Annotated in this window: 19 protein-coding genes; 2 read left to right on the forward strand and 17 right to left on the reverse strand. The window is 67.8% G+C overall.

All coding sequences use genetic code 11. The features are described from left to right. Window positions 1–4 precede the first annotated feature (4 nt). From A5740_RS23995 to ligA, 12 genes are all read right to left on the reverse strand, one after another. Window positions 5–1,162, reverse strand: coding sequence for a lipase family protein (locus A5740_RS23995; protein ID WP_076198245.1), 1,158 nt, complete (start codon window positions 1,160–1,162; stop codon window positions 5–7). Continuing rightward, window positions 1,159–2,475 carry a fatty acyl-AMP ligase gene (locus tag A5740_RS24000; protein ID WP_139335323.1) on the reverse strand — a complete coding sequence of 439 codons (1,317 nt, stop codon included), beginning with the start codon at window positions 2,473–2,475 and terminating at the stop codon, window positions 1,159–1,161. The genes A5740_RS23995 and A5740_RS24000 overlap by 4 nt, the downstream gene beginning before the upstream one ends. Further along, on the reverse strand, window positions 2,465–3,568 hold the full coding sequence (locus A5740_RS24005) for a glycosyltransferase (RefSeq protein ID WP_076198247.1): 1,104 nt from the start codon (window positions 3,566–3,568) through the stop codon (window positions 2,465–2,467). The genes A5740_RS24000 and A5740_RS24005 overlap by 11 nt, the downstream gene beginning before the upstream one ends. After that, the gene (locus tag A5740_RS24010; protein WP_083654386.1) at window positions 3,558–4,844 is read right to left on the reverse strand and encodes a hypothetical protein; all 1,287 of its coding nucleotides are present in this window, start codon (window positions 4,842–4,844) and stop codon (window positions 3,558–3,560) included. The genes A5740_RS24005 and A5740_RS24010 overlap by 11 nt, the downstream gene beginning before the upstream one ends. Window positions 4,845–4,864: 20 nt before the next feature. Continuing rightward, on the reverse strand, window positions 4,865–6,016 hold the full coding sequence (locus tag A5740_RS24015) for a beta-xylosidase (protein ID WP_175616346.1): 1,152 nt from the start codon (window positions 6,014–6,016) through the stop codon (window positions 4,865–4,867). Window positions 6,017–6,021: 5 nt separating this feature from the next. Continuing rightward, entirely contained in the window at window positions 6,022–7,110 is a 1,089-nt protein-coding gene (locus A5740_RS24020; RefSeq protein WP_076198251.1) for a glycosyltransferase family 4 protein, read from the reverse strand. Continuing rightward, window positions 7,107–8,603 (reverse strand): flippase, encoded by a 1,497-nt coding sequence (locus A5740_RS24025; protein WP_076198253.1) that lies wholly within the window; start codon window positions 8,601–8,603, stop codon window positions 7,107–7,109. Before A5740_RS24025 ends, A5740_RS24020 begins: the two co-directional genes overlap by 4 nt. Continuing rightward, window positions 8,600–9,655 carry a glycosyltransferase family 1 protein gene (locus A5740_RS24030; protein ID WP_076198255.1) on the reverse strand — a complete coding sequence of 352 codons (1,056 nt, stop codon included), beginning with the start codon at window positions 9,653–9,655 and terminating at the stop codon, window positions 8,600–8,602. The genes A5740_RS24025 and A5740_RS24030 overlap by 4 nt, the downstream gene beginning before the upstream one ends. Next, window positions 9,565–10,929 carry an O-antigen ligase gene (locus A5740_RS24035; RefSeq protein ID WP_076198257.1) on the reverse strand — a complete coding sequence of 455 codons (1,365 nt, stop codon included), beginning with the start codon at window positions 10,927–10,929 and terminating at the stop codon, window positions 9,565–9,567. The genes A5740_RS24030 and A5740_RS24035 overlap by 91 nt, the downstream gene beginning before the upstream one ends. A 33-nt stretch (window positions 10,930–10,962) precedes the next feature. Further along, window positions 10,963–12,480, reverse strand: coding sequence for a sugar transferase (locus tag A5740_RS24040; protein WP_083654388.1), 1,518 nt, complete (start codon window positions 12,478–12,480; stop codon window positions 10,963–10,965). A gap of 129 nt (window positions 12,481–12,609) precedes the next feature. Beyond that, complete coding sequence (locus A5740_RS24045) at window positions 12,610–13,320, reverse strand: GAF domain-containing protein (protein ID WP_076198259.1); 711 nt, start codon at window positions 13,318–13,320, stop codon at window positions 12,610–12,612. 264 nt (window positions 13,321–13,584) lie between these two features. Beyond that, entirely contained in the window at window positions 13,585–15,654 is a 2,070-nt protein-coding gene (ligA, locus tag A5740_RS24055; protein WP_175616351.1) for an NAD-dependent DNA ligase LigA, read from the reverse strand. Window positions 15,655–15,738: 84 nt separating this feature from the next. On the opposite strand from ligA, the gene A5740_RS24060 reads away from it, so the two are divergent. Together A5740_RS24060 and A5740_RS24065 are read left to right on the forward strand one after the other, a co-directional pair. Next, window positions 15,739–16,140, forward strand: coding sequence for an MmcQ/YjbR family DNA-binding protein (locus A5740_RS24060; protein ID WP_076198265.1), 402 nt, complete (start codon window positions 15,739–15,741; stop codon window positions 16,138–16,140). Between the two features lie 12 nt (window positions 16,141–16,152). After that, complete coding sequence (locus A5740_RS24065) at window positions 16,153–17,727, forward strand: 4-coumarate--CoA ligase family protein (RefSeq protein ID WP_076198267.1); 1,575 nt, start codon at window positions 16,153–16,155, stop codon at window positions 17,725–17,727. A gap of 115 nt (window positions 17,728–17,842) precedes the next feature. Here A5740_RS24065 and A5740_RS24070 read toward each other — a convergent pair whose 3' ends face one another. The 5 genes from A5740_RS24070 to A5740_RS24090 are packed head-to-tail and all read right to left on the reverse strand — an operon-like array spanning window position 17,843 to window position 22,930. Then, window positions 17,843–18,853, reverse strand: coding sequence for a methionine synthase (locus A5740_RS24070; RefSeq protein ID WP_076198269.1), 1,011 nt, complete (start codon window positions 18,851–18,853; stop codon window positions 17,843–17,845). 24 nt (window positions 18,854–18,877) lie between these two features. Further along, the gene (gene mnmA, locus A5740_RS24075; RefSeq protein WP_076198271.1) at window positions 18,878–19,948 is read right to left on the reverse strand and encodes a tRNA 2-thiouridine(34) synthase MnmA; all 1,071 of its coding nucleotides are present in this window, start codon (window positions 19,946–19,948) and stop codon (window positions 18,878–18,880) included. Then, a complete protein-coding gene (locus A5740_RS24080; protein ID WP_076198273.1) occupies window positions 19,945–21,171 on the reverse strand; it encodes a cysteine desulfurase family protein in 1,227 nt (408 codons plus the stop codon). Before A5740_RS24080 ends, mnmA begins: the two co-directional genes overlap by 4 nt. 47 nt (window positions 21,172–21,218) lie before the next feature. After that, the gene (locus A5740_RS24085) at window positions 21,219–22,070 is read right to left on the reverse strand and encodes a 1-acyl-sn-glycerol-3-phosphate acyltransferase (protein ID WP_076198275.1); all 852 of its coding nucleotides are present in this window, start codon (window positions 22,068–22,070) and stop codon (window positions 21,219–21,221) included. Then, window positions 22,067–22,930, reverse strand: a complete 864-nt coding sequence (locus A5740_RS24090) for a GNAT family N-acetyltransferase (RefSeq protein WP_076198277.1) — start codon at window positions 22,928–22,930, stop codon at window positions 22,067–22,069. Before A5740_RS24090 ends, A5740_RS24085 begins: the two co-directional genes overlap by 4 nt. Window positions 22,931–23,007: the final 77 nt, after the last annotated feature.

The following is a 23,007-nucleotide window of genomic DNA, read 5'->3' on the forward strand; positions in this document are numbered from 1 at the left end:
GGCCTCAGCAGGTGTTCGGTGCCGGCGCGCCCGCCAACCGTCCCTCGACCCAATCACGCGGGGCGCTGCCGAGATCGAGCGTCCCGTGCCCCTGCCCGGGCGCCACCACCTTTTCGACGACATCACCCAACTCGCAGGCCCGACGGACACCGGCCTCGGTCCAGGCCGGCAGCACCAGATCGTCGGCATCCCCGTAGGCGACGAACATCGGTGCGGCGGCTCGGCGTTGCGGTACCGAGTACTCCCCCAGCCAGGTCCGCAACTGATCCGCCGCCTCGGGCGTCGACGGTTTCACATCCGCCGGCGACGCGCTCTGCACCACGAGCTCCTTGAGTGTGTCCTGCTCACCCGCACACTTCATGAACACATCGAGCCGATCTCGCATGATGCCGTGCAGATAGTCGTCGATGTCGAGTTCGGGATGGGCCACCCGCAGCCCGACCAGGATCAACGGCAGCACCGCCATCTGGCTTCGGGTGATGCTGCCGTCCTCCATCGCATCGACGATCGGCCGCAGATCGGTCGGCGGCGCGATGCTGACCGAGCCGATCAGCCGTAGGCCGGCGCCGTAGTCCTGGGACACCTCGTTGGCCGCCCAGGCCGCCTGGGCGCCCTGGGACACGCCGTAGGTGACCCATGTGTCAGATGCCTCCGGTACCAGTTGGCGAGCCGCCCGGGCCGCGTCGATCATGTTGTACGCCGCGGTGATCGGGTCCAGGTAGGGGTGCGGCCCCGGCATCCCGAGACCCCGGTAGTCGGTCAACGCCACGACGAATCCGCTGGCCAAGAACTGCGCGACGGCCGGCACCCCGCCCAGCAGCGCCGGGTAGGAGGACGGGGCGCATTCGGTGGTGACCCCGGTGGTGGGATGGCCGATGGATGCGATGGGCCAGCCACCGGGCGGCGGCTGCCCCGGCGGAACGAACACCACTCCCGAGACTGTACTTGCCGATCCATTGAAAGATGTTGAACGGTAGCGTATTTCGAAAACATTCTGGGTCAGCGCCACCAGCGCCGGATAGCTGTGGCTGGCCGATGACCGGGACAGCACCTGGCCGGGCGGCTGGTCGTCGGGGATCTCGGCCGGAGGCGGGTCGGCCTTGGCGCACCCGGCCAGCACCAGTAGCACCAACACCACAGCCAACAGTCGACGCCCGATCATGGCGCACCTCCGAGCGTGCTCAGTACCGCGACCGGATCAGCACACAGCCGGTCCAAAGCGCGTTGCATGACGGCCGGGTCGACCATCTGATCACAGAACGACGCCGCGAGGGTTTGTCCCCCGGCCAGCTCGTCGACCAACACCGTCACCGCGTCCGGCCCGTCGGGTTCGATGTACGCGCTGACCTGTGGCGGGCTCCCCCCAACCCAGTTCAGCTGATCGAACATGGTCAATTTGCCCAGATCACTGACCGAGAGCCGGATCCGGTCGGGCACCTCGACCGGATCGGTGGGGTCGGCCGGAGCCGGTGCGCCGCCGCGGCGGATCATGGCCTTGAGCTCGGCGAGCCCGAGCACCGCGACGGGCCATCCGGATTCGGTCACCGTGCGCACCCGTTGCGCGACCTCGGTGGGGGTGGGGTTCGGCGGCATCACGATCGGTACGGCGACCGCGAAATTGCCGTATCCGTCCTGGGCTTTGGCAGGCAGGTATCGACGGCAATCCACCAGAACGGCCACCTGATCGGCAACCCGTATCCCTTCGGCGTGCAATGCCGCCATCAGTAGCGCGATGGTGATCGAGGCCCGGGTTGATTCGGGGAACCGGCTTTTGGCCCGAGCCCGCAACTCGGCGCACTCGCGCGGGTGCAGATACCCGGTGACGGTGCGCCGATGGTGCCGCCACCGGCTGATCCGCCGGGTGGATGCGGCGTCGTCGGTGTCCGACACCGCCGCCTTGTTGAGCTTGCGGGTGCTCAGCATCTTGACGGCCTGCGCCGGTCGGGCGGCGAACTGTCGCCGCAGCGCGTGGCCGAGCGCGTTGGGGGTCAGGCTCTTCGCCAATGACTGGGCGGCAGCCACATTCGGCTCCCCTGCCAGCACCGAGAGCAGTGCCAGCCCCAACCGGCCGTCGCCGAGGCCGTGCGAATAGTCCACCAGCAGGTAGTCGCCGCAGATCGCCACCTCGATCGGTGGGTGGTCACCGGCCCAGCCTCGCACCGCATTCAGCAGCGCACCCAGGTCGGCGCCTGACAAGTCGGGTCGGGTGTGCACCGCCGACGACCAATCGATGACGCGATAGTCCCACTGCGCACCAGCGCTGGGCGCCAACGCGATTCGAGGCGTGGCCGAGCAACTCACCGCTTCAGAGAGTTTGGCGGCAATCACATCCTCCTGCAGATCGGCGACCGGACCCACCACCGCGACGATGCGCGACGCGGCGAGGCTCCGGTCGAGTGCACTTGCCCGGTACCGCCGCAGCCGGTGGCCGGCAACAGCTTGTTCGGTCACCCCGGACCGGTTATCAGACTGCATCGACCACCTCACGCATACGATGACGAAAGCAACTGCGGGAAAAGGTTTCTGCCCACGCGCGGATCCGACTTCGGTCGTAGTCACCCGGATCGAAGCCGCGCATGGTCTCGGCGAACCGGCCCACCACGTCCCGGTCCGAGCCGGGTTCGACGTGCACTCCGGTGACTCCGGGCACCACGGTGTCCATCGCGCCACCCGCGCCCAGCGCGATCACCGGCGTGCCCGTCGACATCGACTCCACCGGCACGATGCCGAAGTCCTCCACCCCCGGCATCACCAACGCGCGGGCCCTGCGGTGCAGATCGACAAGTTGGTCATGCGAAACTCTGCCGAGGAACGTGGTTTTCGGCCCCGCCAGCTCACGGCAACCTCGCATGGCCCGGCCCTCCCCCGCGACGACGAGCGGAATGTCGGCGGCGGCCGCGGCAGCCACGGCGATGTCGGGCCGCTTGTAGGGCACCAGGCGACCGGCCAGCAAGAAGAAATCCTCGCGCTCCACCGACGGGTCGGGGCGAAATCCTTCGGTGTCCACCGGCGGGTGGATGACCGTGGCCTCACGCTGCCACCACGCCCTGATCCGCTCGGCCACCGCCGAGGAGTTGGCCACCACGGTGTGTAGTCGGGGTGCGGCCGTGACCTCGCAGCGTCGGGCCACCGCGGCCAGCGCGGTCAGTATCGCCGCACCGGCCGCGCCCCCGCCTTCACCGGCACGCAACGTCGAATCCCAGGCCCACCGGGCGGGGCTGTGCACGTAGGCGATCACCGGTGCATCGGTGGCGAACACGGCCTGGGTCGCGAAGGCGTGATGGCTGACGACCACGGCCCGGTAGCCGCGCAGCTTCATGGTGCGGAAGGCCGCAGGCACCAACGGCAGCAGCGGTGCATAGGAGCCCTGTCCCAGCGCCCGGTAGAAGTGGTTGAGCCAGCCGGTGATCGGCGGCGTGCCCAGCCCGTCGGGAATTCCTGCCGCCCGCACGATCGGGGCGTACAGGTCGGCGTCGCCCCACTCGTGCGACAATTGTCTGACCACCTCTTCGGAACCGGCCACCTCGGTGAACCGCTCGTGGATGAGGCCGATGCGGCTAGCTGGCATCGGAATCAGCTGACTGATCGGCGGTTTCGGATCGAGCGACCTTGCGGGCTTTCTTGAAACGTCGTCGCGGGGAGATCTGCAGCACCAGCGTGGTCGGCGTCGCCATGTCGCGCAACTGGGTCAGGGTGCGGTCGGCCAACTTTCGGTCGAAGCCGGCGGTGGATACCACGACGATCGCCTCCGTTCCGGCCGGCATCGTGCGCCACCATTGGTCGGTCAGTGACACCTCGCGCCACGTCGAGCCGTCGCCGGACTCCGGCCCGTTCCAGAGCGGAGAGGACACCGCCTCACCACGCAGGATCAGCGCTGGGCGGTGCGCCTGCCGGGCTCGCGCCATGGCCGCCACCGCCGACGGCGACAGCCCTGACATGCCGGAATCGCCGAAGCCGAACTGGGCGCGGTGTTTCTGGGCCGCCTTACGGGCCCAGACCCGGTTCGGCCGGGCGCCGAACCGACCCCGCAACCACACCAGCAATTCTGCCGCGACCAGCAGCGTGGCCACCCCGGCCACCAACCCTTCGGCCACCGGCCGCGGCGCCACCGGTGCCGAATCCTGTTCGGGGACGGCCAGTACGGTCAGCTGATCGCTGCTGCTGTTCTGCAACGCACCGATATTGCCCTGCAGTTGGGCCAACCGCTCTTCAGCCCGCGCACGGTTGGGATCCTCCGGCGCCAGTGCACCGATCCGGGCCTGTTCGGCGGCGATCGCGGCCTGCAGGCCCTCCAGTTCCCGGGCCACGGTGGTGGCGTGGTTGGCAGCGGCCTTGCGAGCCACATTGATCACAATGGTGCGAGCCAATTGCCCGGCCAACTCCGGGGAGCGGGCAGTCACCGTGAACACCAGCAGCGCAGGTGATTCCCCCGGGCTGAGCTGGACATGCTTTCTGAGTTCGGCGGTGTCCCAACCAGTGTCGACTTCCCATAACACCTGCTTGAGGACGTCCCCGTCCCCAGCGAGTCCGACGAACGGTGCGCGCATCTGCTCGATGAACGCATCTCCGGGCACCGGTGCCTGCGCCGGCGTGATCTCGGCGATGACCACCGCTGCATACTCCTTGGGGACCAACAGCGTGCGCAGGCCGAACACTGCAGCGCCCACCAGTACCGCGATGAGCAGCGCCGGCAGCAGCGCCCGACTCAGATCCCGCAGATGACCGGTCAGGTCCACCGGAGGTGGGACGTCGCGGGGGCTCGACGGCACATCCACGTTGACACCACGCTCCTCGGCTGCACTGGCACGATCCGAACCGTCCCGTTCGGTAACCATCCGATCCATGGAGAATCATCCGCCCTTCGTCATGCCCACTGGGTCCGCTTGGCAAACGAGCGCCGTCGGGGCGCCCGCCGTGCTGAGGTACCGAATTCGGCGACCACGCGATACGCCTGCTTCGGCGCGAAGTCATACTGCAGAATCCCGAAATTCTGTTCGGGATCGCTCAGGTCTTCGCCGGCATCGCGGATGCTGTAGACGAATGTCGGGCCGATCCACGGCACCTCCCTGGCCGCTTGCAGCACGATCCGCAAGGTCTGCGCCTGCTCTGCCTCTGACACCGCGACGTCGGAAGTACCGGTAGGAGCCCCACATTCGGTGATCCAGATCGACTTGGCGCTGTCGCCGCCGGCGATCATCACGTCCCGGAGCTTCCACATTTGTTGCGCAGCATTCCATTCCACCGTGTCGGGCGCATCGGGCAACTCGGGGTAACTGTACGGATGCATGGCAACGGCATCGAAATATCGGTTCTGCCCGTTGGCATATAGTGCCGACAGGAAGGTCAGGGGGGCGATGTCGTCACCATGATCGTGCGCCGGCGCCAGCCCTCCCGAGAGCACCCACAAGTCGTTGTCCACCGCCTTGATCGCGGGGTATGTCAGCGCGAGCAACTGCCCGTAGGCTCCGGCATCCGGCACCGGCTTGAAGAAGGATTCGGTGTTGGGCTCATTCCACACCTCCCACACGGAGACGCTGTCGAGATATCGCCGGGCGGCGGCTGCAGCAAACTCAGCGAACTGCGCCGGGTCGGCCGGTCGAGCATGGCCGTCGGGTGCGCGGAGGGCCGGGCTCACCGCCCATGGCGGCGCATAGCCGACCAGTCCGAGCGGACACATGCCGAAGCGCAGCACCGCCTCGACCACCCGGTCGGTAGTTGACCAGTCCCGCTGACCCGGTACCGGTTCGATCCGGGACCAATCGAAATCGACCCGTATCGACCACATGCCGGCGTCGCGGGCCGCGGACAGCTCGCGAGCCAGGTCTTCATCGGACATGGTCAACATGCCCGCCCCGTCTGAACCGCCCACGCGCCCCTTGGCGGCGGCCGGGGCACAGTCCGCGGTCTTGGCCGCGCAGGTTCGCACGGTGAGCAGCCCGGCCACCAAGGTCAGACCGCACAGCAGGATCAGCCCGATCCACAGCCACTTCCGGGACTTCGATCGACTACCCGTCATCGTCATCACCGCAGTCCCAACACCGTGTCCAGCAGAATCGGAAGAGTCCGAGAGATGTCGTGGCCGGCGTCGATGCGACACCGCGCCGTCTCGACCATCCGGCCGCGCAATGCGTCGTCGTCCAAGACCGTCCTGATCGCGCCGGCCAGCGCCTCGGCGTCGTCGGGCGGTACCAGAAGCCCGGCGCCGCCCGCGAGAAACTCGACGGTGCCACCATGATTCGTGCCGATCACCGGCACCCCGTGCGCCATCGATTCCAGCACCGACAGCGGTCCGGCTTCGGGCAATACGCTGGCCGACACCATCACGTCCCATCGGCCGAGAGCGGCCGGTGCATCGACGTGCCCGAGAAACCGTACCCGCCCGGCCAATTCGGGCGAGGCAGCCCGCGCCTCAAGCTCGGCAACGTAATCGGCGTCGGACGGGAAGCTGCCGCCGGCAAGTTCGACCTGCACCCCGGGCAGTCTCGCCGCCGCATCCAGCAATACCCGGTGCCCCTTCCAGGGAGTGAGCAGTGCCAGCATGCCGACCACCGGCGGGTCGTGCAGCTTTCCGCCGAGCCGGGCCACCGGCCGACGAACTCCGTTGTGCGCCACAGAAACCGGAATGCCGGCGGCACGCAGCGGTGCCGCGGTGGCCTCCGATACCGCGACCGCCCGCCGCACCACCGGGCGCGCCAGCCGGATCACCACCCGCTGCTTGGCACTGACCACGGTGTCGTGCACCAGCCACGACACCCCGCGCGGGGGCGCCGCCAGCCGCATCGCCGGCAGCGCGAACAGTGAGTTCACCACCGTCACAGTCGAGGCCCGCCCGACGACGCGACGCAGGGCGCGCCCCGTCCACCACCAGCGCGCTGCCAACTTGACGGCAGCCACGCCGCGCGCCGGCCCCCGCTCACCGCCCAGCCCCAGCGACGGGATCGGCATGTGCGTACAGCCGGCCGGAAGGACCTGCGACAGCGGCCCGTTCGGGCAGGCGACGGTCACCGCATACCCGCGGGTGAGTGCTTCATCGACGAGATCGGACAACACTTTCTCCGCGCCCGACACCTGCGCGGTGTGGGCCACGAACACGACGGAGGAGACACTCACGGCTGACCTCCACGACTTGGCAACCGCAGTCGGATGTCACCGGTGAGCCGCAGCAGGAACGCAAGTGCCAGCACGGCCGCGGCGCCGACGATCGACACGACCGGCCATGGCAACCGATCCCCCACCGCCACACCGCCCACGGTGACCATCGCGGTGATCACAGCCAGTCCACCCAGTTGTCTGACCGGTATCAGTCCGATCGGCATGGTGCGGGCGATCAACACCCACATCAGCACGCCGGTGATCGCGAAGGTGAGGACCGTGGCAAGTGCCGCACCGTTATACGACATCCGCGGGATGAGGACCAGATTCGCCGCCACGTTGAACGCCAGCCCCGACACCGCCACCACCGGGTAATGACGCTGCCGTCCGGCCGCGGCCAGCAGGAAAACTCCGAGGGTGATCAGTGCCATCAGCGCTGCACCGAGCACGAGCAGCTGCGCAGCCCATGCGCCCGGTGTGAACCGCTGACCGTACAGCAGGCCGATCACCTGCTCGGCGGACGGCCAGAACGCCGCTACCGCAACCGCCCCGGCCAGTCCGAACATCATTGCGGCCGTGCGAGTTCGCTCCCGGAACAGCTCCGGCTGGCCAGGCCAGGCCGCAACCAGCAGGGTGCTGACCGGTCCGGCGGCGGCCACCGCAACGGTGTCCATCATGTCGGAGAACTTGTAACCGATGGAGTAGAGACCGACCGCGTCGAAGGTGTCCAGCAGGCTCAACATCAACACGTCGATCTTCTGCATGGCGATCGTCAGCGCGAAGCCGAGAGCCAATGGCACCGCCTCCCGCAGCATCGGGAGCCACCGGCTGAACTCGATGCGGCGTGCCGGACGCAGGCCCAGCGACCGCCGGCGCAGCGCGAGCAACTTGGCGGAAAGTTTCACGGCTTCGTTGACCACCGCGGGCAGCACGAAGATCAGCAGCACCGGCGCATAGAGCGCGGCCAGGATGGTCAGCACCAGTTGGACGAGTTGACCGAAACTTTCGGCCACCGCAACCAGGGTCAGCCGGTGCCGGCTCTGGAACAGCACGGTCAGGGCGTGGCTGGGGGTGGCCAACACCACCACCAGCCCACCGACCGCGGTCGCGGTGATGACATCCCCTGGATAACCCAGCACCACCACGTACCCCACCGCCAGCAGGTAACCGATCAATCCGAGGGCGGTCCGCAGCGCAATGAAAGCCGATGCGGTGCGGGCGATCTCCAGCGGGTCGGGATCGATCAGCTTGGCCAGCACCACCCGGCCGACACCGAGGTCGGTGACGATCGACATCATCCCGAGCAGCGCGAAGACGAAGGTGAACTGTCCCCAATCCTCGGCGGACAACGACCTCGCCACGATCACGGTGCCGGTCCAACCCAGCCCGGCTACCACCACCCGGCTGAGCAGTATCGAAACTGTGGCTCGGGCAGCGGCTTTGGGATCGGCCGCCACATGCCGATAGTCCGGTACTGGTTCGGCACCCTCCATCGCCGGGTCTTCGGTCATGTCATGGCCCCGGCGGCGTGATAGGCAGCGACGGTCCGCTCGGCGGTGCGCTCCCAGGACAGCTCGCGCATCGCCGCGACGGCTTTACCGGCCAACTCGCCGCGCGCGGCAGGCTCCGACACCAGTGCCCGCATGGCCTGAACCCAGTCGGCCACCCGGTGGGTGGCGACCAGAACGGCGCCGTCACCCACCACCTCGGGCAGCGCGCCGACCGCGCTGGCGACGACGGCACCGCCGCAGGCCATCGCCTCCACCGGCGGCAAGCCGAACCCCTCGTAATGGGACGCGTAGGCAGTGACGGTGGCGGCCGCATACAGCGCAGGCAGGTCGACGACCGAGACGTAGCCGAGTCCGCGAGCCGTCCCGGGCGCATCGGGCCCGGTGGAGCCGGCACCGGCCAGCAGGCACGGGATGCCCAGGAGGTCTGCGGCTTCGGCCACCAATTGCACGTTCTTGCGCGGCTCTACGGTGCCGACCTGCAGCACGAACCTCTCGGGCAGGCGGTATCTGGCCCGAACCCTGGCGATCTGCTCGGGGGTCGGTGGCCGGGCCCAACCGGCGGGCGCAAGCTCGACGACGGTGGCCTCCCGGCCACTGACCGATTTGATCCGTTCGGCGGTGAACCGCGACACCGCCAACAGCAGATCGGCCTTGCGTAAGGCATGGCGGACCAACCGGGATTCGCCAAGGGCGCGGAATTTCGTCGAGGCCGAAGGCATGTCGATGACCGAAAGGTCGTGCACCGTCGCGACAGTGAATCCGGTGGTGAGCACCGGCAGATCGACGTCCAAGCCGTGCACCACGTCAGAGCCGGTCACCGGCAGGGCACCCATCATCGCGCGGACCGCACCGCTGCACACCGGTCGCGGCACCGGCCGAACGGCGGCCGGCAACTCACCGACGGCGTCACGCTGCACGACGGCGGACAGTTCGGCTGCGGGTAGGTGGCTGGGCAATGCGTTCAACAGCTCACGGATGTAGGTCTGGACGCCACTGCCGCCCGGTCGCAAGGCAAGCGCCCCGTACTTGATCCGTGTTGCGCCGCTGCGCATCCGATCACCCCTAAGAGAAGCCAGAAATAGACGTCGAGCGGGAAGATCTCGAAGTACGTCGCGACCAAGCTGGCGGCCATCGTCGCGACGATGGACGCGCTCACCCCGAGCGCCAGGGCGCCGTCCCGACCGGGCAGCGTGCGCGCCATCCGGGTGGTCCACACCAGTGCGGTGACCAGCAACGCGAGCAATACCCACAATCCGACCGGTCCCAGTTCCAGCAGGATCTTCACGTAGTAGTTGTCCGGCTGATAGTTGACCGCTGGTCCGACCCCGCCCAGATCAGCCGCTGTCGCCATGCGGTCGGCTGCCGCGCCGGTGACACCGAGGCCTTCACCGACCGGATGTATCAGGATGCTGTCGATGATGTCGGTCCAGCCTGCGCTGCGCTCGGCGAGACTGCTCGACGAGAAGAGCACCTTCGAGGCGCCCGGGGGCAGCAACGGCAAGCAGGCCGCGATGCCGAGAACCACCGCGATCAACGGCGCCAAGAACGCGCGGAATCGAATCACCACCAACCAGACGACCCCGAGGAACAGGCCGAGGATGGCCGCACGTACCACCGCGGTCGCCATGGCGAGCGCCAAAATCGGTGTCAGCACGAGGAATACCTGATTGCGCCGGCGTTGGGGTTCGGCCAGCGCCACGGCGCCGGCGACCAGTAATGCCACCATCACATACAGCCCGAACCCGAACGGCTGGTTGAAGGTGCTGAAGGTACGGAAGAATCCGCCGGTGGTGCGCACTTGGTTGCCCCACTCGTAGCCCAGTTGCACCATCGCGCCCGGTCCCAGCACTTGCTGGGCGATGCCGACGAAGGCGGCCACCGAGCCGAGGACCATCATGATCCAGACCAGGCGGTCGCGGTCGACCGCGTCGAACGGGGCGAACCACAGGATCACCACGACCGCGAGGTAGAAGTACGTCACCTTGATCGCGACCACACCGACCAACCCGAACACCGCCAGCGCCGATGTCGAACCGAGCACCACGAACAGCACGGCCGCCGGCCACCACGGGGCCAGCAGCGGTGGACCGGCGGCGACCGGGCGACTTCCCCGACGCAACCAGGCGCAGCCCGCGGTGAAGAGCACCAGACCCTCTTTCCAACCCGCGGCGATGCCGGGCAGCGGCAGGATTGCCAACACCCCGTTCAGCGGGGTCAGCGCGGCCAGGATCAACAGGCCCCGTTGCGGGCGCCGGTACACCGCGACGACCACGACGAGCCCGGCCACCACGGCCGCCGCCAGGGCTCCCGCTTCAGCGGCCGACATCGGAGCACCTCCGGTCCAGTAGTCGCACTGTTGTCAGTCCCCGCTGCGACGCAGCACCACCAGCACCGTGAGCGCCAGGATCTTGAGATCCAGCCACAGGGACCAGTTTTCGATGTAGTAGTTGTCCCACTCCGCGCGATCGGCGATCGATGTCTGCCCACGCAGACCGTGTACCTGTGCCCAACCGGTCACGCCCGCCTTGACCCGGTGCCGTTCGCCGTATCGACGGATCTGCATCTCGAAGAGTTCGACGAATTCCGGTCGCTCGGGCCGCGGCCCGACCAGACTCATCTCACCTTTGAGAACGTTGATCAGTTGAGGCAGTTCGTCCAGCGAGGTCTGGCGCATCAACTTGCCGATCCGGGTGCGGCGGTCATCGCCCTCCACCCCGCCGGGAGCCGAGCCGCGTTGAAGTTCGAACTGCTGATCCGAGGCCGCCGGGGGCCGCATCGAGCGGAACTTCAGGCAGTCGAACGGTTTACCGTCGCGACCGACACGTTGCTGGCGAAAGAAGATCGGCCCGGGCGAGCTCAACCGCACCAGCAGGGCCAGTGTCAGAAACAGCGGCGAGATCAACAGCAGGCCGCACGCACTGAGCGTGCGGTCCACGGCGTGCTTGATGGCGAACTGCCAGCCGTCTGGATTGACATCCGGCAGCACCATCAGCGGTAGCCCGCCCACATGCTCCACGTGAGCTCGGGCGCCGACCGCGTCAAAAAGCCTCGGCACCACCCACACTCGCATCCGGAGCCGGTGCGCGGTGCGTACCACCGACACCAATTCGGCGTCCGGTGCCGGGCAGAAGGAGATGATCAGCTCGGTGGCACCGGTTCGGCCGACCACCTCGGCGAGATCGCCGGGCGCGCCGAGCCGGGGCACCGAGACCCGGCTGAATCCCGGCAACAGACCCGACGCGGTCGCCGCCGGGTCGTCGAGCAACCCGACCGGGCGCATCCCGTAATCGGGCAGCTGCTTGAGCCGATCCATCAACAGATGGGCGATCGGGCCATCGCCGATCACCAACGTCGGCGCCCCGGCCCCGTACCTGCGTCGCAGAAACCGCTGAATCACTGCCCGCATCAACCGGACCGCCGGAACCAGAACCGCCGCGCTGGCCCAGAGATACGTCACCAGCAGCCCGACTCGGACGTTTTCGGTGAACAGCAGCAGCGGAACCAACAGCGCGCACGCCGCCAATGCCACGCACGCTTCCACCGGGTTCAGCTCGTCGAGAAAATTGCGTAGCAGGCCGCGGCGGTACATCTGGGCGGCGGCCAACAGGCCGATCAGAATCGGCACATACATCCATGGCAGCCAGCCGAGGTTCGACATCGATGCCTCGGCCGAGATTCCACGGAGGGCGACCGCGACCGCAGCCGCTGCCGACAACACGTCCAGCACCACGGTGATGGTGTTGTGCACAGCGGGAATCAGCAGCAATTCCGGTATTGACCGACGTTTGCGGGGAGGTACCGGTTGTCGGACCGACCGCAAATTCGGCCGACGTTCGCCCACCGGAGGTGCGCTGGTTTGCAGGGGTTCTACGTGCATCTAACGCGCCTTTGCCGCCTAAAAAAGGTTTTCCGACACGCCTAATTGTTACCCGCACCAGCCTGTTGCAAACGCAAAATGCCATTAACTGATGGCGTTCAATTTCAGCAAACGGACGGCCTCTTGTCTTCAGGCCGACGACGCGCTGAATATCCGCATCCACGCCATCCGCGCGAAGTTGTGCAACGTCTCGACGTGTCCGGGCCCCCACTGGCGGGGACGGGAATCCCACACCGCGAGGCTGCCGACCGCATAACCATCGGCGTTGATCAGCGGGATGCCGAGGTATCCGGCGATGGTGCCGTTTTCGACGAACGAGATACCCGACAGCGTCGGGTGGATGCTCGCGTCCTCGACGACGAGCGTGTGCTTGGCCTCGACGACGAACTCGCCGATCGAGGAGCCGAGCGGCAGCTCACGCATCGCGGCAAGGTCGGCATCGAGTCCGACCGCGCTCAGGAAAAACAACCGGTCCCGGTCCAGCAGCGTCAAGGCCGCCGACGGCGTCCCCAACGCCTTGGCCGCCGTCTGCACGATCTGGTCGAAGGCCGGGTTCGGCTTGGTGTCGAGCAAGCCGGTTTCGGTCACTGCCCGCAGCCGACGTGGGTCGGCGATGATCGACCCTCCTTCGGCGGCGGTTTCGGTCGGAGCGATTCCGGCCTCGATCAGCCGGCCTCGAAGGACCCCGAGTTGCGGGTCGCGCCGCCGGCTCATGTCGTCGACCATGCGGGTGGCCACGGCCCGACGGATATAGGTCTGGACAGACTCACCGGCAACCCTTGCCTCCTGCTCCAAGAAGGCGGCGATCGGCTCGTCAAAACCCAGGTCATGCGTCGACATGGCCTCCAAGATATCGTTCTGCCGCGCTCAGATCGGCAGCTCTACGGCAAGCTCGGACTTCCGCAACCCCAACCTCACCTGGCGAAAGTGCAGCGCCGTCACGCCGCCGGCACGGTTCTCACCTGCCGAAAGGCACCGGCGGATGCAGATTTCGCGAACGACGGAATCACCAAGCCATTGCGCGATGGTCCATCCAGCAAACCGATGGCACTTACCCAGGCCGAACCGTGCCGCCCATCCCCACACGGTCGGTCACCGATCGATCTACGTCGGGGTCGGCCCCTCGGCCAGCAAATTACGGAAGCCATCCTCGTCGAGGATCGGAACACCGAGTTCGACGGCCTTGTCGTACTTGGATCCCGGCGCATCGCCGGCCACCACGTACGCGGTCTTCTTCGACACCGAGCTGGCAGCCTTTCCACCCCGGCTGATGATGGCCTCTTTGGCCTCGTCCCGGGAAAACCCGGGTAAAGACCCGGTCACCACGATGGACAGGCCTTCCAACGTGCGTTCGATACTCGCGTCGCGTTCATCGGCCATCCGAACCCCGGCCGCGCGCCACTTGTCCACGATGGCGCGATGCCAGTCGACGGTGAACCAGTCCACCACGGCGGCGGCGATGGTCGGGCCCACCCCTTCCACGGCGGCGAGCTGTTCCTCCGAAGCCTCGACGATGGCGTCCAGGCTGGCGAATTCGGTGGCCAATGCACGTGCCGCGGTGGGACCGACATGGCGGATGGACAGTGCCACCAGTACCCGCCACAGCGGTTGGTCCTTCGCCTTGTCCAAGTTCGCCAGCAGCAGTTGACCGTTCTTGGACAGCACGCCCTTCTGCGTCTTGAACAGATCGGTGCGCAGGAGTTCGTCGGCGGTGAGGGTGAACAGATCACCCTCATCGGCGATCACCCCGGCCTGCAGCAGCGCGGTGGCCGCCTCGTAACCGAGGCCCTCGATGTCGAAGGCCCCTCGCCCGGCGACGTGAAACACCCGCTCCCGCAACTGCGCCGGGCAGCTTCGGGTGTTGGGGCAGCGGATGTCGGCGTCGCCCTCCTTGGCCGGGGCCAGTTTGGTGCCGCACTCGGGGCAGTTCGTCGGCATGACGAACGGACGTTCCGATCCGTCGCGCAGGTCGACCACCGGGCCCAGCACCTCGGGGATGACGTCGCCGGCCTTGCGGATCACGACGGTGTCGCCGATCAACACCCCTTTGCGCTGCACTTCGGTGGCGTTGTGCAACGTGGCCAGGCCGACCGTCGACCCGGCCACCTTGACCGGCTCCATGTACGCGAACGGGGTGACCCGGCCGGTACGCCCCACACTGACGCGGATGTCGAGCAGTTTGGTGGTGGCCTCTTCCGGCGGGTACTTGTAGGCCACCGCCCACCGCGGCGCGCGTGATGTCGAGCCGAGCCGACGCTGCAGCGCCACTTCGTCGACCTTGACCACCAGCCCGTCGATCTCGTGGTCGACGTCATGGCGGTGCTCACCCCAGTAGGCGATCCGTTCGGCAACCTCGGCGACGCCGGAAACCTTGGCGGTGTGGGCCGACACCGGCAGGCCCCACTGGCCGAGCGCGCGGTACGCGTCGTGCAGCGAGGTGAACGGAAACCCGCCGGCGCTTTCGATGTGGCCGAGCCCGTGGCAGATCATCCGCAGCTTGCGGCGCGCGGTGACCGCCGGATTCTTCTGGCGCAGCGAGCCGGCCGCACTGTTGCGCGGGTTGGCGAACGGGGGTTTGCCCTCGGCCACCAGCCCGGCGTTGAGGTCCTCGAAGTCGGCGACCCGGAAGAACACCTCGCCGCGTACCTCGAGCACATCGGGCACCGGGAACTCGTCCGACGGCGTCAACTGTTGGGGGATGTCTTCGATCGTGCGGGCGTTGAGCGTGACGTCCTCACCGGTGCGGCCATCACCGCGGGTCGCGGCGCGTACCAGCCGGCCCTGCCGGTAGACCAGCGCCAGCGCGACGCCGTCGATCTTCAGCTCGCACAGGTAGTGGGCGGCGTCGCCGATCTCCCCTTTGATGCGCGCCGCCCAGGCCGACAGCTCGTCGGAGTCGAACACGTTGTCCAGCGACAACATCCGTTCCAGATGCTCGGCCGGAGCGAAGTCGGTGGCGAATCCGGCCCCGCCGACCAATTGGGTGGGCGAATCCGGGGTGCGCAGTTCCGGAAGTGCCGATTCGATGCCCTGCAGTTCGCGCAGCAAGGCGTCGAACTCGGCATCGGAGATGATCGGCGCGTCCTTGACGTAGTAACGGAACTGATGTTCGCGCACCTCGTCGGCAAGCTCCTGCCAGCGGCGGCGCAGGTCGGCATCAGGCTGTTCGGGCAGCGCGGCCTCGGCATCTCCGGTTGGCTTCTCACTCACTCTGAGCAGGCTAGTCGAGCGAACCGACAGTCCCACTAATCTGGCAGGATGCCGCACCCGATCATGTTCAGCGATGACGACTTGGGCCTGGCCGATCTGCGCACCATCGCCCTGGGATTTCCCGAGGCCTTCGAGAAGGTGTCGTGGGGCCGGCCGGTGTTCTGCGCACCGAAGATGTTCGCCATGTACGGCGGCAACGTGAAGCCCGAACGCCGCGGGGAGATGGTGCCGTATCCGCATTCACTTCTGATCAAGGTGGACGAGAGCGATCGGCGGGCACTCGAACAAGACGACCGATTCTTCTTTCCGGCCTACCTGGGGCCGTTCGGCTGGTTGGGGCTGGATTTCACTGCCGCCCAAGTGGATTGGGGCGAAGTTCGCGAGCTCGTGGACGCCTCGTTCCGACTGGTCGCCGCGCGCCGGCTCATCAAAAAACTCGACGAGAACTGATCGGAAGCAGCCATGAGTTTCACCAGCCCCTTTCCCGACGTCGTGCTGCCCACCGGCAGCGTCTACGACTACCTGTTCGGTGACCTGACTGCCGAGGACTCCGGCCGTACAGCCCTGGTCGACGCCGCCTCTGGTGCCGAAACCAGCTATGGCGACCTGGTGCGCCGCATCGACGCGTTCGCCGGCGGGCTGGCGGCCCGCGGAATCGGCGTCGGCGATGTGGTGGCCCTGCTGGCCCCCAACAGTTCAGATTTCGCGATCGCCTTCCACGGCATCTTGCGCGCGGGAGCCACCGCCACCACGGTCAACGCCCTGTTCACCGCGCGCGACATCACCAAGCAGCTCAAGGATTCGAAGGCCCGGCTGCTGGTCACGGTGAACGCGCTGGGGCCCCAGGCCCTCGAGGGTGCGCTGGCGGCCGGCCTGACCGAGCACCAGGTGGTGCTTCTCGACGGCGCCGGTTTGGGCGCAGAGGGCCGCGCACCCGATGTCAGCTTCGATCCGGCCACACATCTGGCCGCCCTGCCGTACAGCTCCGGTACGACCGCGAACCCCAAGGGGGTGATGCTGACCCACGCCAACCTGACGGCCAACGTGGCACAGATCCGCCCACTGCAGGGCATGACCGCCGACGACCGGCTGCTGGCCGTGTTGCCGTTCTTCCACATCTACGGCATGACGGTGCTGCTCAACGCCGCCCTGCACGCCCGCGCGCGACTGGTGATCATGCCGTCGTTCGATCTCGGTGAATTCCTCGGCAACATCGCCACCCACCGGTGCACGTTCGTCTACATCGCCCCGCCGGTCGCCGTCGCCCTGGCCAAGCATCCACTGGTCGATTCCTATGACCTGTCCTCGCTGCGAGCCGTTTTGTCCGGTGCCGCGTCGCTCGACGCAGACCTCGGTCGTGCGGTTTCAGAACGATTGGGCTGCACCGTGTCTCAGGGCTACGGTATGAGCGAGCTGAGTCCCGTCAGCCACATCACCCCGCATGACGGCGGACTGGCGACGGTCGGCACGATCGCGCCACTGGACTCGTGCGGATGGACAGTCCCCAACGGCGTGAGCAAGCTGGTCGACCCCGACACCGGGGACGAAATCGGTATTCCGGCAGAGGGTGTGAGCGCAACCGGCGAACTGTGGTTCAAGGGTCCCAACGTGATGGCCGGCTACCTCAACAATGAGGCGGCGACGCAGGAGACCATCGATGCCGACGGATTCCTGCACACCGGCGATCTGGCGCAGGTCGATTCCAACGGCTGCGTCTATGTCGTGGACCGGCTCAAGGAACTCATCAAATACAAGGGCTACCAGGTGCCACCGGCCGAGCTGGAGTCTGTACTCCTCGGCCACCCCGGCATCGCCGACGCCGCGGTGATCGGTGTGCAGGACAGCCAGTCCGGTGAGGAAGTGCCGAAAGCCTTTGTGGTCAAACAACCTTCTGCGGAGTTGAGCGCCGACGAGGTGATCGCGTTCGTGGCCGGTCTGGTGGCGCCCTACAAGAAGGTGCGTCAGGTCGAGTTCATCGACACGATCCCCAAGTCGTCAGCCGGCAAGATTTTGCGGCGGGAGCTGCGGGACCGCTAGCCGACCGCTCTGTCACGCTGGAGTGACGCCCGGCACCGACAGCCACGCCGGCGTGACAATGGGCGGGCGTGACAATGGGCGGGCGTGACAGGTAACGACCTTTCGGTGGCTTGTGTCAGATGGCGTCGGGGTCCTCGGCGAAGGCGTCGGCGGCCTTCTGCGCGAGTTCGACTGCGGTGCGTGCCCACTGAGCAGTGGCTCCGGCCAGTCCACAGGCCGGGGTGATCCCGATGCGGTCACGCAGAACGGTCCGCGCGAAGCCCAGCCGGTCGGTCAGCGTCACTGCGGCCTTGGCCACCTCTTCGACGGAAGGCCGTCCGTCGGGCGCGGTGGCGGGCAGCACGCCGAGCAGCACGGTGCGCCCCGAGTCGACGAATTCTCCGATGCCGTCCAGATCCGCGGGCGCCAGGGTCGAAACGTCAACCGCCACGGCCTGAACTGCACTGCGCAACAATGCTTTCCAGGGGAGCTCGGCTGCACAGCTGTGCACGACAACTTCGGAACCGACGGCCGCCACGCAGTCGTCGATCAGGTTCATCGCCACCGGCTCGTCCACCGGGTGCACCGGGGTGAAACTGGTCACCCCGGAGAGCCGTCCCGCCAGCGCGGCCGGCAGCGACGGCTCATCGAGTTGGACCACCACGGTGGTCTCCAGCCGCCGCGCCACCTCGGCGCGATGAGCCGCCAGCCCTTCGGCCAGCGACGCCGCCAGGTCGCGCAGCGCACCGTGATCGGTGATGGCCCGGTGCCCGTTGGGCAGCTCCAGCTGGGCGGCCAGCGTGATCGGCCCGGGCGCCTGGACCTTGACCGCTCGACCGCTACCGCGCAAACCGGCGCGTTCCCAGGCCTCTTCGAGGGCATCGACGTCCTCGCCGAGCAGGCTGACCGCCCGTCGCAGCGCGCTGTTGCGTCGCGTGCCGATGCGGTACCCGCGTGGCACGGTGTCGATGCCGATGTCGACGAGCAGCGCCCCGGCCCGGCCGATCAGATCGGCGCCGATGCCCCGAGCCGGTAGTTCCACCAAGTGCGACAGGTTGTGGAGTTCACCGACGACGACTTCGGCTGCAGCCCGCGCGTCGGTACCGGGCCACGATCCGAGACCGGTGGCCGTCGCGAAAGCACTCATGCGAAAACATTCATGAAAATTCGCTCACCCGCGTGCGATGGTCGCGCTGGCAATGACCTCGTCACCCTCGGCATCGGGGCGGTACAGCACCATGGTCTGGCCGGGCGCGACGCCGCGCAACGGCGCTCGCAGAGACACCGTCAACCGCCCGTCGCGCAGCTCGGCCACCGCGTCGGTGATGCCGCCGTGGGCGCGCACCTGGATCTGGCATTCGACCGGCCCGTGCAGCGGGGTGCCGCTGGTGAACACCGGCTTGTCGCCGATCAGTTCGGTGATCTCGAGGTCTTCGACGGATCCGACGCGCACCGTGCCGGTCTCGGCGTCGATCGCGGTGACGTACCGTGGCCGGCCGTCGGCGCCGGGCCCGGCGATACCGAGCCCCTTGCGTTGCCCGATCGTGAAACCGTGCACGCCGTCGTGTTCGGCCAGCACGGTGCCGTCATTGTCGATGACCGAGCCGCGCCGCACCCCGATGCGGGCACCGAGGAACGCCTGGGTGTCCCCGGAGGGGATGAAGCAGATGTCATGGCTGTCCGGCTTTTTCGCGACGGCCAGTCCACGCTCGGCCGCCTCGGCCCGGATCTGACTCTTGGGCGTGTCACCGATCGGGAAAAGTGCGTGCGCCAACTGCTCGGCGGTGAGCACACCGAGCACGTAGGACTGGTCCTTGTCGGCGTCGACGGCACGACGCAGCCGGCCGTCGGCCAGCCGTGCATAGTGTCCGGTGGCCACTGCATCGAATCCGAGCGCCAGGGCGCGGGCGGCCAACGCGGAGAACTTGATCCGCTCGTTGCACCGCACACAAGGATTCGGCGTCTCGCCCCGGGCGTAGGACTCGACGAAGTCCTCGATCACGTCGTCCTTGAACCGATCGGCGAAATCCCAGACGTAGAAGGGAATGTCGAGGATATCGGCCACGCGGCGGGCATCGCCGGCGTCCTCCTTGGAGCAGCAACCGCGCGATCCGGTCCGCAACGTGCCCGGAGCACTCGACAGCGCCATGTGCACGCCGACGACGTCATGGCCGGCGTCGACCATCCGAGCGGCCGCCACCGAGGAATCCACCCCGCCGCTCATCGCGACCAGCACCCTCATGAGAACGTCCTGCCCGCGCTGGCCAGGGCCGCCTGCCGGGCGCGCTCCACGGCCGCCGGAAGCACTTCGAGCACCGCATCGATATCGGCCTCAGTGCTGGTGTGCCCCAGGGAAAATCGCAGGGATCCTCGCGCGGTCGCCGGGTCGGCACCCATCGCGATCAGAACGTGCGACGGCTGCGCCACCCCGGCGGTACATGCCGAGCCGGTGGAACATTCGATGCCCTTGGCGTCGAGCAGCATCAGCAGCGAATCACCTTCGCATCCGCGAAAGGTGAAGTGCGAGTTGGCCGGTAGCCGCCCGGCCCCCTGCGGCCCGTTCAAGAAGCTGTCTTCGATCGTGGAGAGCACGCCGTCGATCAACCGGTCGCGTAACGCCTGCACACGCGCGCTGTACTCGGCCAGTCCCCCGATGGCCACTTCGGCGGCCGCGGCCATCGACACGGCGCCGGCCACGTCGGGTGTTCCCGAGCGCACATCACGCTCCTGACCGCCGCCGTGCAGCAGCGGAGTGCAACCGGTGTCTCGGCGCAGCACCAGTGCACCGATGCCCATCGGTCCACCGAACTTGTGTGCCGCCACGCTCATCGCCGCCAGCCCCGCGGCGGTGAAGTCCACCGGGATCTGGCCCACGGCCTGAATGGCGTCGCTGTGCATCGGCACGCCGAACTCGGCCGCGACGGCGGCCAGCTCGTCGATCGGCATGATCGTGCCGACCTCATTGTTGGCCCACATGATCGAGATCAGTGCCACGTCACCAGGGCCGGCCCCGGACTGCAACGCCGAACGCAGCGCCTCGGGCGCAACGGTGCCCTCGGCGTCGACCGGCAGCCAGGTCACCTCGGCGCCCTCGTGCTCGACCAGCCACTGCACGGCATCGAGCACGGCATGGTGCTCGATGGCGGTGGTGATGATCCGGCGCCGTGCCGGCTCGGCATCGCGGCGGGCCCAGTAGATCCCCTTCACCGCGAGGTTGTCGCTCTCCGTGCCGCCGGCGGTGAAGATCACTTCCGAGGGGCGGCAGCCCAACAGTCGGGCCAGCGTCTCACGAGCCTCCTCCATCCGGCGCCGGGCCAGACGTCCCGAACCGTGCAGAGAAGAGGCGTTACCCACGGTCGCGAGCGCAGCCGTCATCGCATCGATGGCGGCCGCATGCATCGGCGTGGTGGCGGCATGATCGAGATAGACCTGCCCGCCTGGGGACGCCGTCGGGATAGAGGTCATAACCTCTCCAGGATAGCCGCCGGCAGACGCCCCGCCTTCCAGCCGCCTCAGGCCGCCAGGACGTCCGCGGGAGCACCCGGGAGCTCGTGGTGCGCGATCAGATCCGAACGGACCACCGCTTCGCAGCGCTCTGCCAGCGCCCGCCGGTCAACTCCGGGCAGCTGCAGCGACCCGACATGGACGTGGCACACCGTGCGACGTGCGGTGATGACCCGCCGCACCGACCGCAACAGGGTGTCCTCCCCTACGAAGGCCGGAACCGTCGACAGCCGGCCGTCGCGGTGGCGGTACACCAGCCGCAGCGGTTGCACCGGGCGGGCCGCGTCGATCGCGGCCTGGAACATCGCGGGCCGGAACTGTCCGTGTGCCAGCCCGCACCAGGTGGTGCCTTCCGGGAAGGCCACGACGGTGTGCCCGGCGCGCAATCGTTCGGCCACGGTGTGCACCACCGCGGGCAGCCGGCGCAGGCTGCCCCGGTCGATCGGGATCACCTTCATCACCCGGGCCAGCCGGCCCACCGCCGGCCATTCCACCAGATCTGCGCGCGCCACGAAGGAGCCCGGCAACACCGCACCGATCGTGAAAATATCCAGCCATGACACGTGGCCGCTGACCACGAGCACGCCCTTCAGATTACGAATCGGGCCGCCCGACAGGGAGATTCGGACACCGAAGCAGCGCAGCATCAACCGGCAGTAAAACCGCTGCACGTGCGAACGGCCGGGCATGGGGACCGCCAGCAGCGGCACTCCCGGCGCCAGGACCACGGCCATGACCACGCGCACCGTGGTGCGGACCCACACCACGAGGCGCCGGCCCGCATCGGCTCCGCCGGCATGGACGCAACTGGCGTCGCACGAGGCCTTGGGCAGCCAGGAATGCTCACAGGCGATGGTCATGATGCGCCCCCGGCCAGGTCGGCTGCTGCCGAGACCGAGCGCAGCCGCTTGAGGTACCGCACGTCGGCGCGGCGCTTGTCCAGCAACGCCGGAAAATCGCCCACCCCGAAGTCGGGATCGTGGGCCGGTTCCCCGCATACCTGCGCCCCCAGCCGCAGGTAGCCCCGCATCAGCGGGGGCACCGTGGTCCGTGCCGGCGGATCGATGTCGTCAAGTCCCTTGCCGTCCAGGACCACCGGGCGGTACGGGTAGACCGTGTGTGCGGCGGGCGCCGCGTGGCGACGTCGCACGAAGTCGCGGACCCCGCGGATCTGCGTTCCCGGCGGGCCGTCGGCGTTTCCGGCGACGGGCACCGAGACGCAGCCCGTCACGTAGTCGTAGCCGGAGCGGTCGAGATAGGCGAGGATGCCGGCCCACATGAGCAGTACGACGGCGCCGTTGCGATGGTCGGCTCGCACCACCGCACGGCCCATCTCGACCAGGGACGACCGCAGTGCGTCGAGGCCGCGCACGTCGAACTCGGTCGCGGTATAGAGCCCGCCCGCGGCGATGGCGCCGGACGGTGGCAGCATCCGGTAGCAGCCCACCAATTCACCGGTGCGGTCCTCGCGTACCAGCAGGTGGTCGCAGTGCTCGTCGAATCGGTCGGCGTCACGTCCGTCTGTGGCACCGGCAAGTGCGAATCCGGGTTCCGAGGTGAATACGTCGTGCCGGAGCCGCTGGGCGGCTTCGATCAGCTCGTGGTCGGCCCCCCGCGCACGCGAGGAGCGAAATGGATGAAGCAGGAGCGTGTAGCGCGGCGCATCGGGCGCCGCGCTGTCGGTGTGATCAGCGGCGATGAGTACAGATGCAGTGCTCATAGCCAGCACGGTCGCCCAGTCGGGTCGCCGTACGGCATCGCCCGTGTGACATGTCCGTGAGCGCCAGGTGACGTTTT

Source organism: Mycobacterium sp. GA-1841 (assembly GCF_001954135.1).
Classification (GTDB): Bacteria; Actinomycetota; Actinomycetes; order Mycobacteriales; family Mycobacteriaceae; genus Mycobacterium.

Bases quoted from the DNA above. Each gene is read 5' to 3' on its own strand.
- A5740_RS23995 (WP_076198245.1), bottom strand. From the start codon at position 1,162: ATGATCGGGCGTCGACTGTTGGCTGTGGTGTTGGTGCTACTGGTGCTG.
- A5740_RS24000 (WP_139335323.1), bottom strand. From the start codon at position 2,475: ATGCAGTCTGATAACCGGTCCGGGGTGACCGAACAAGCTGTTGCCGGC.
- A5740_RS24005 (WP_076198247.1), bottom strand. From the start codon at position 3,568: ATGCCAGCTAGCCGCATCGGCCTCATCCACGAGCGGTTCACCGAGGTG.
- A5740_RS24010 (WP_083654386.1), bottom strand. From the start codon at position 4,844: ATGGATCGGATGGTTACCGAACGGGACGGTTCGGATCGTGCCAGTGCA.
- A5740_RS24015 (WP_175616346.1), bottom strand. From the start codon at position 6,016: ATGACGGGTAGTCGATCGAAGTCCCGGAAGTGGCTGTGGATCGGGCTG.
- A5740_RS24025 (WP_076198253.1), bottom strand. From the start codon at position 8,603: ATGACCGAAGACCCGGCGATGGAGGGTGCCGAACCAGTACCGGACTAT.
- A5740_RS24030 (WP_076198255.1), bottom strand. From the start codon at position 9,655: ATGCGCAGCGGCGCAACACGGATCAAGTACGGGGCGCTTGCCTTGCGA.
- A5740_RS24035 (WP_076198257.1), bottom strand. From the start codon at position 10,929: ATGTCGGCCGCTGAAGCGGGAGCCCTGGCGGCGGCCGTGGTGGCCGGG.
- A5740_RS24040 (WP_083654388.1), bottom strand. From the start codon at position 12,480: ATGCACGTAGAACCCCTGCAAACCAGCGCACCTCCGGTGGGCGAACGT.
- A5740_RS24045 (WP_076198259.1), bottom strand. From the start codon at position 13,320: ATGTCGACGCATGACCTGGGTTTTGACGAGCCGATCGCCGCCTTCTTG.
- A5740_RS24060 (WP_076198265.1), top strand. From the start codon at position 15,739: ATGCCGCACCCGATCATGTTCAGCGATGACGACTTGGGCCTGGCCGAT.
- A5740_RS24065 (WP_076198267.1), top strand. From the start codon at position 16,153: ATGAGTTTCACCAGCCCCTTTCCCGACGTCGTGCTGCCCACCGGCAGC.
- A5740_RS24070 (WP_076198269.1), bottom strand. From the start codon at position 18,853: ATGAGTGCTTTCGCGACGGCCACCGGTCTCGGATCGTGGCCCGGTACC.
- mnmA (WP_076198271.1), bottom strand. From the start codon at position 19,948: ATGAGGGTGCTGGTCGCGATGAGCGGCGGGGTGGATTCCTCGGTGGCG.
- A5740_RS24080 (WP_076198273.1), bottom strand. From the start codon at position 21,171: ATGACCTCTATCCCGACGGCGTCCCCAGGCGGGCAGGTCTATCTCGAT.
- A5740_RS24085 (WP_076198275.1), bottom strand. From the start codon at position 22,070: ATGACCATCGCCTGTGAGCATTCCTGGCTGCCCAAGGCCTCGTGCGAC.
- A5740_RS24090 (WP_076198277.1), bottom strand. From the start codon at position 22,930: ATGAGCACTGCATCTGTACTCATCGCCGCTGATCACACCGACAGCGCG.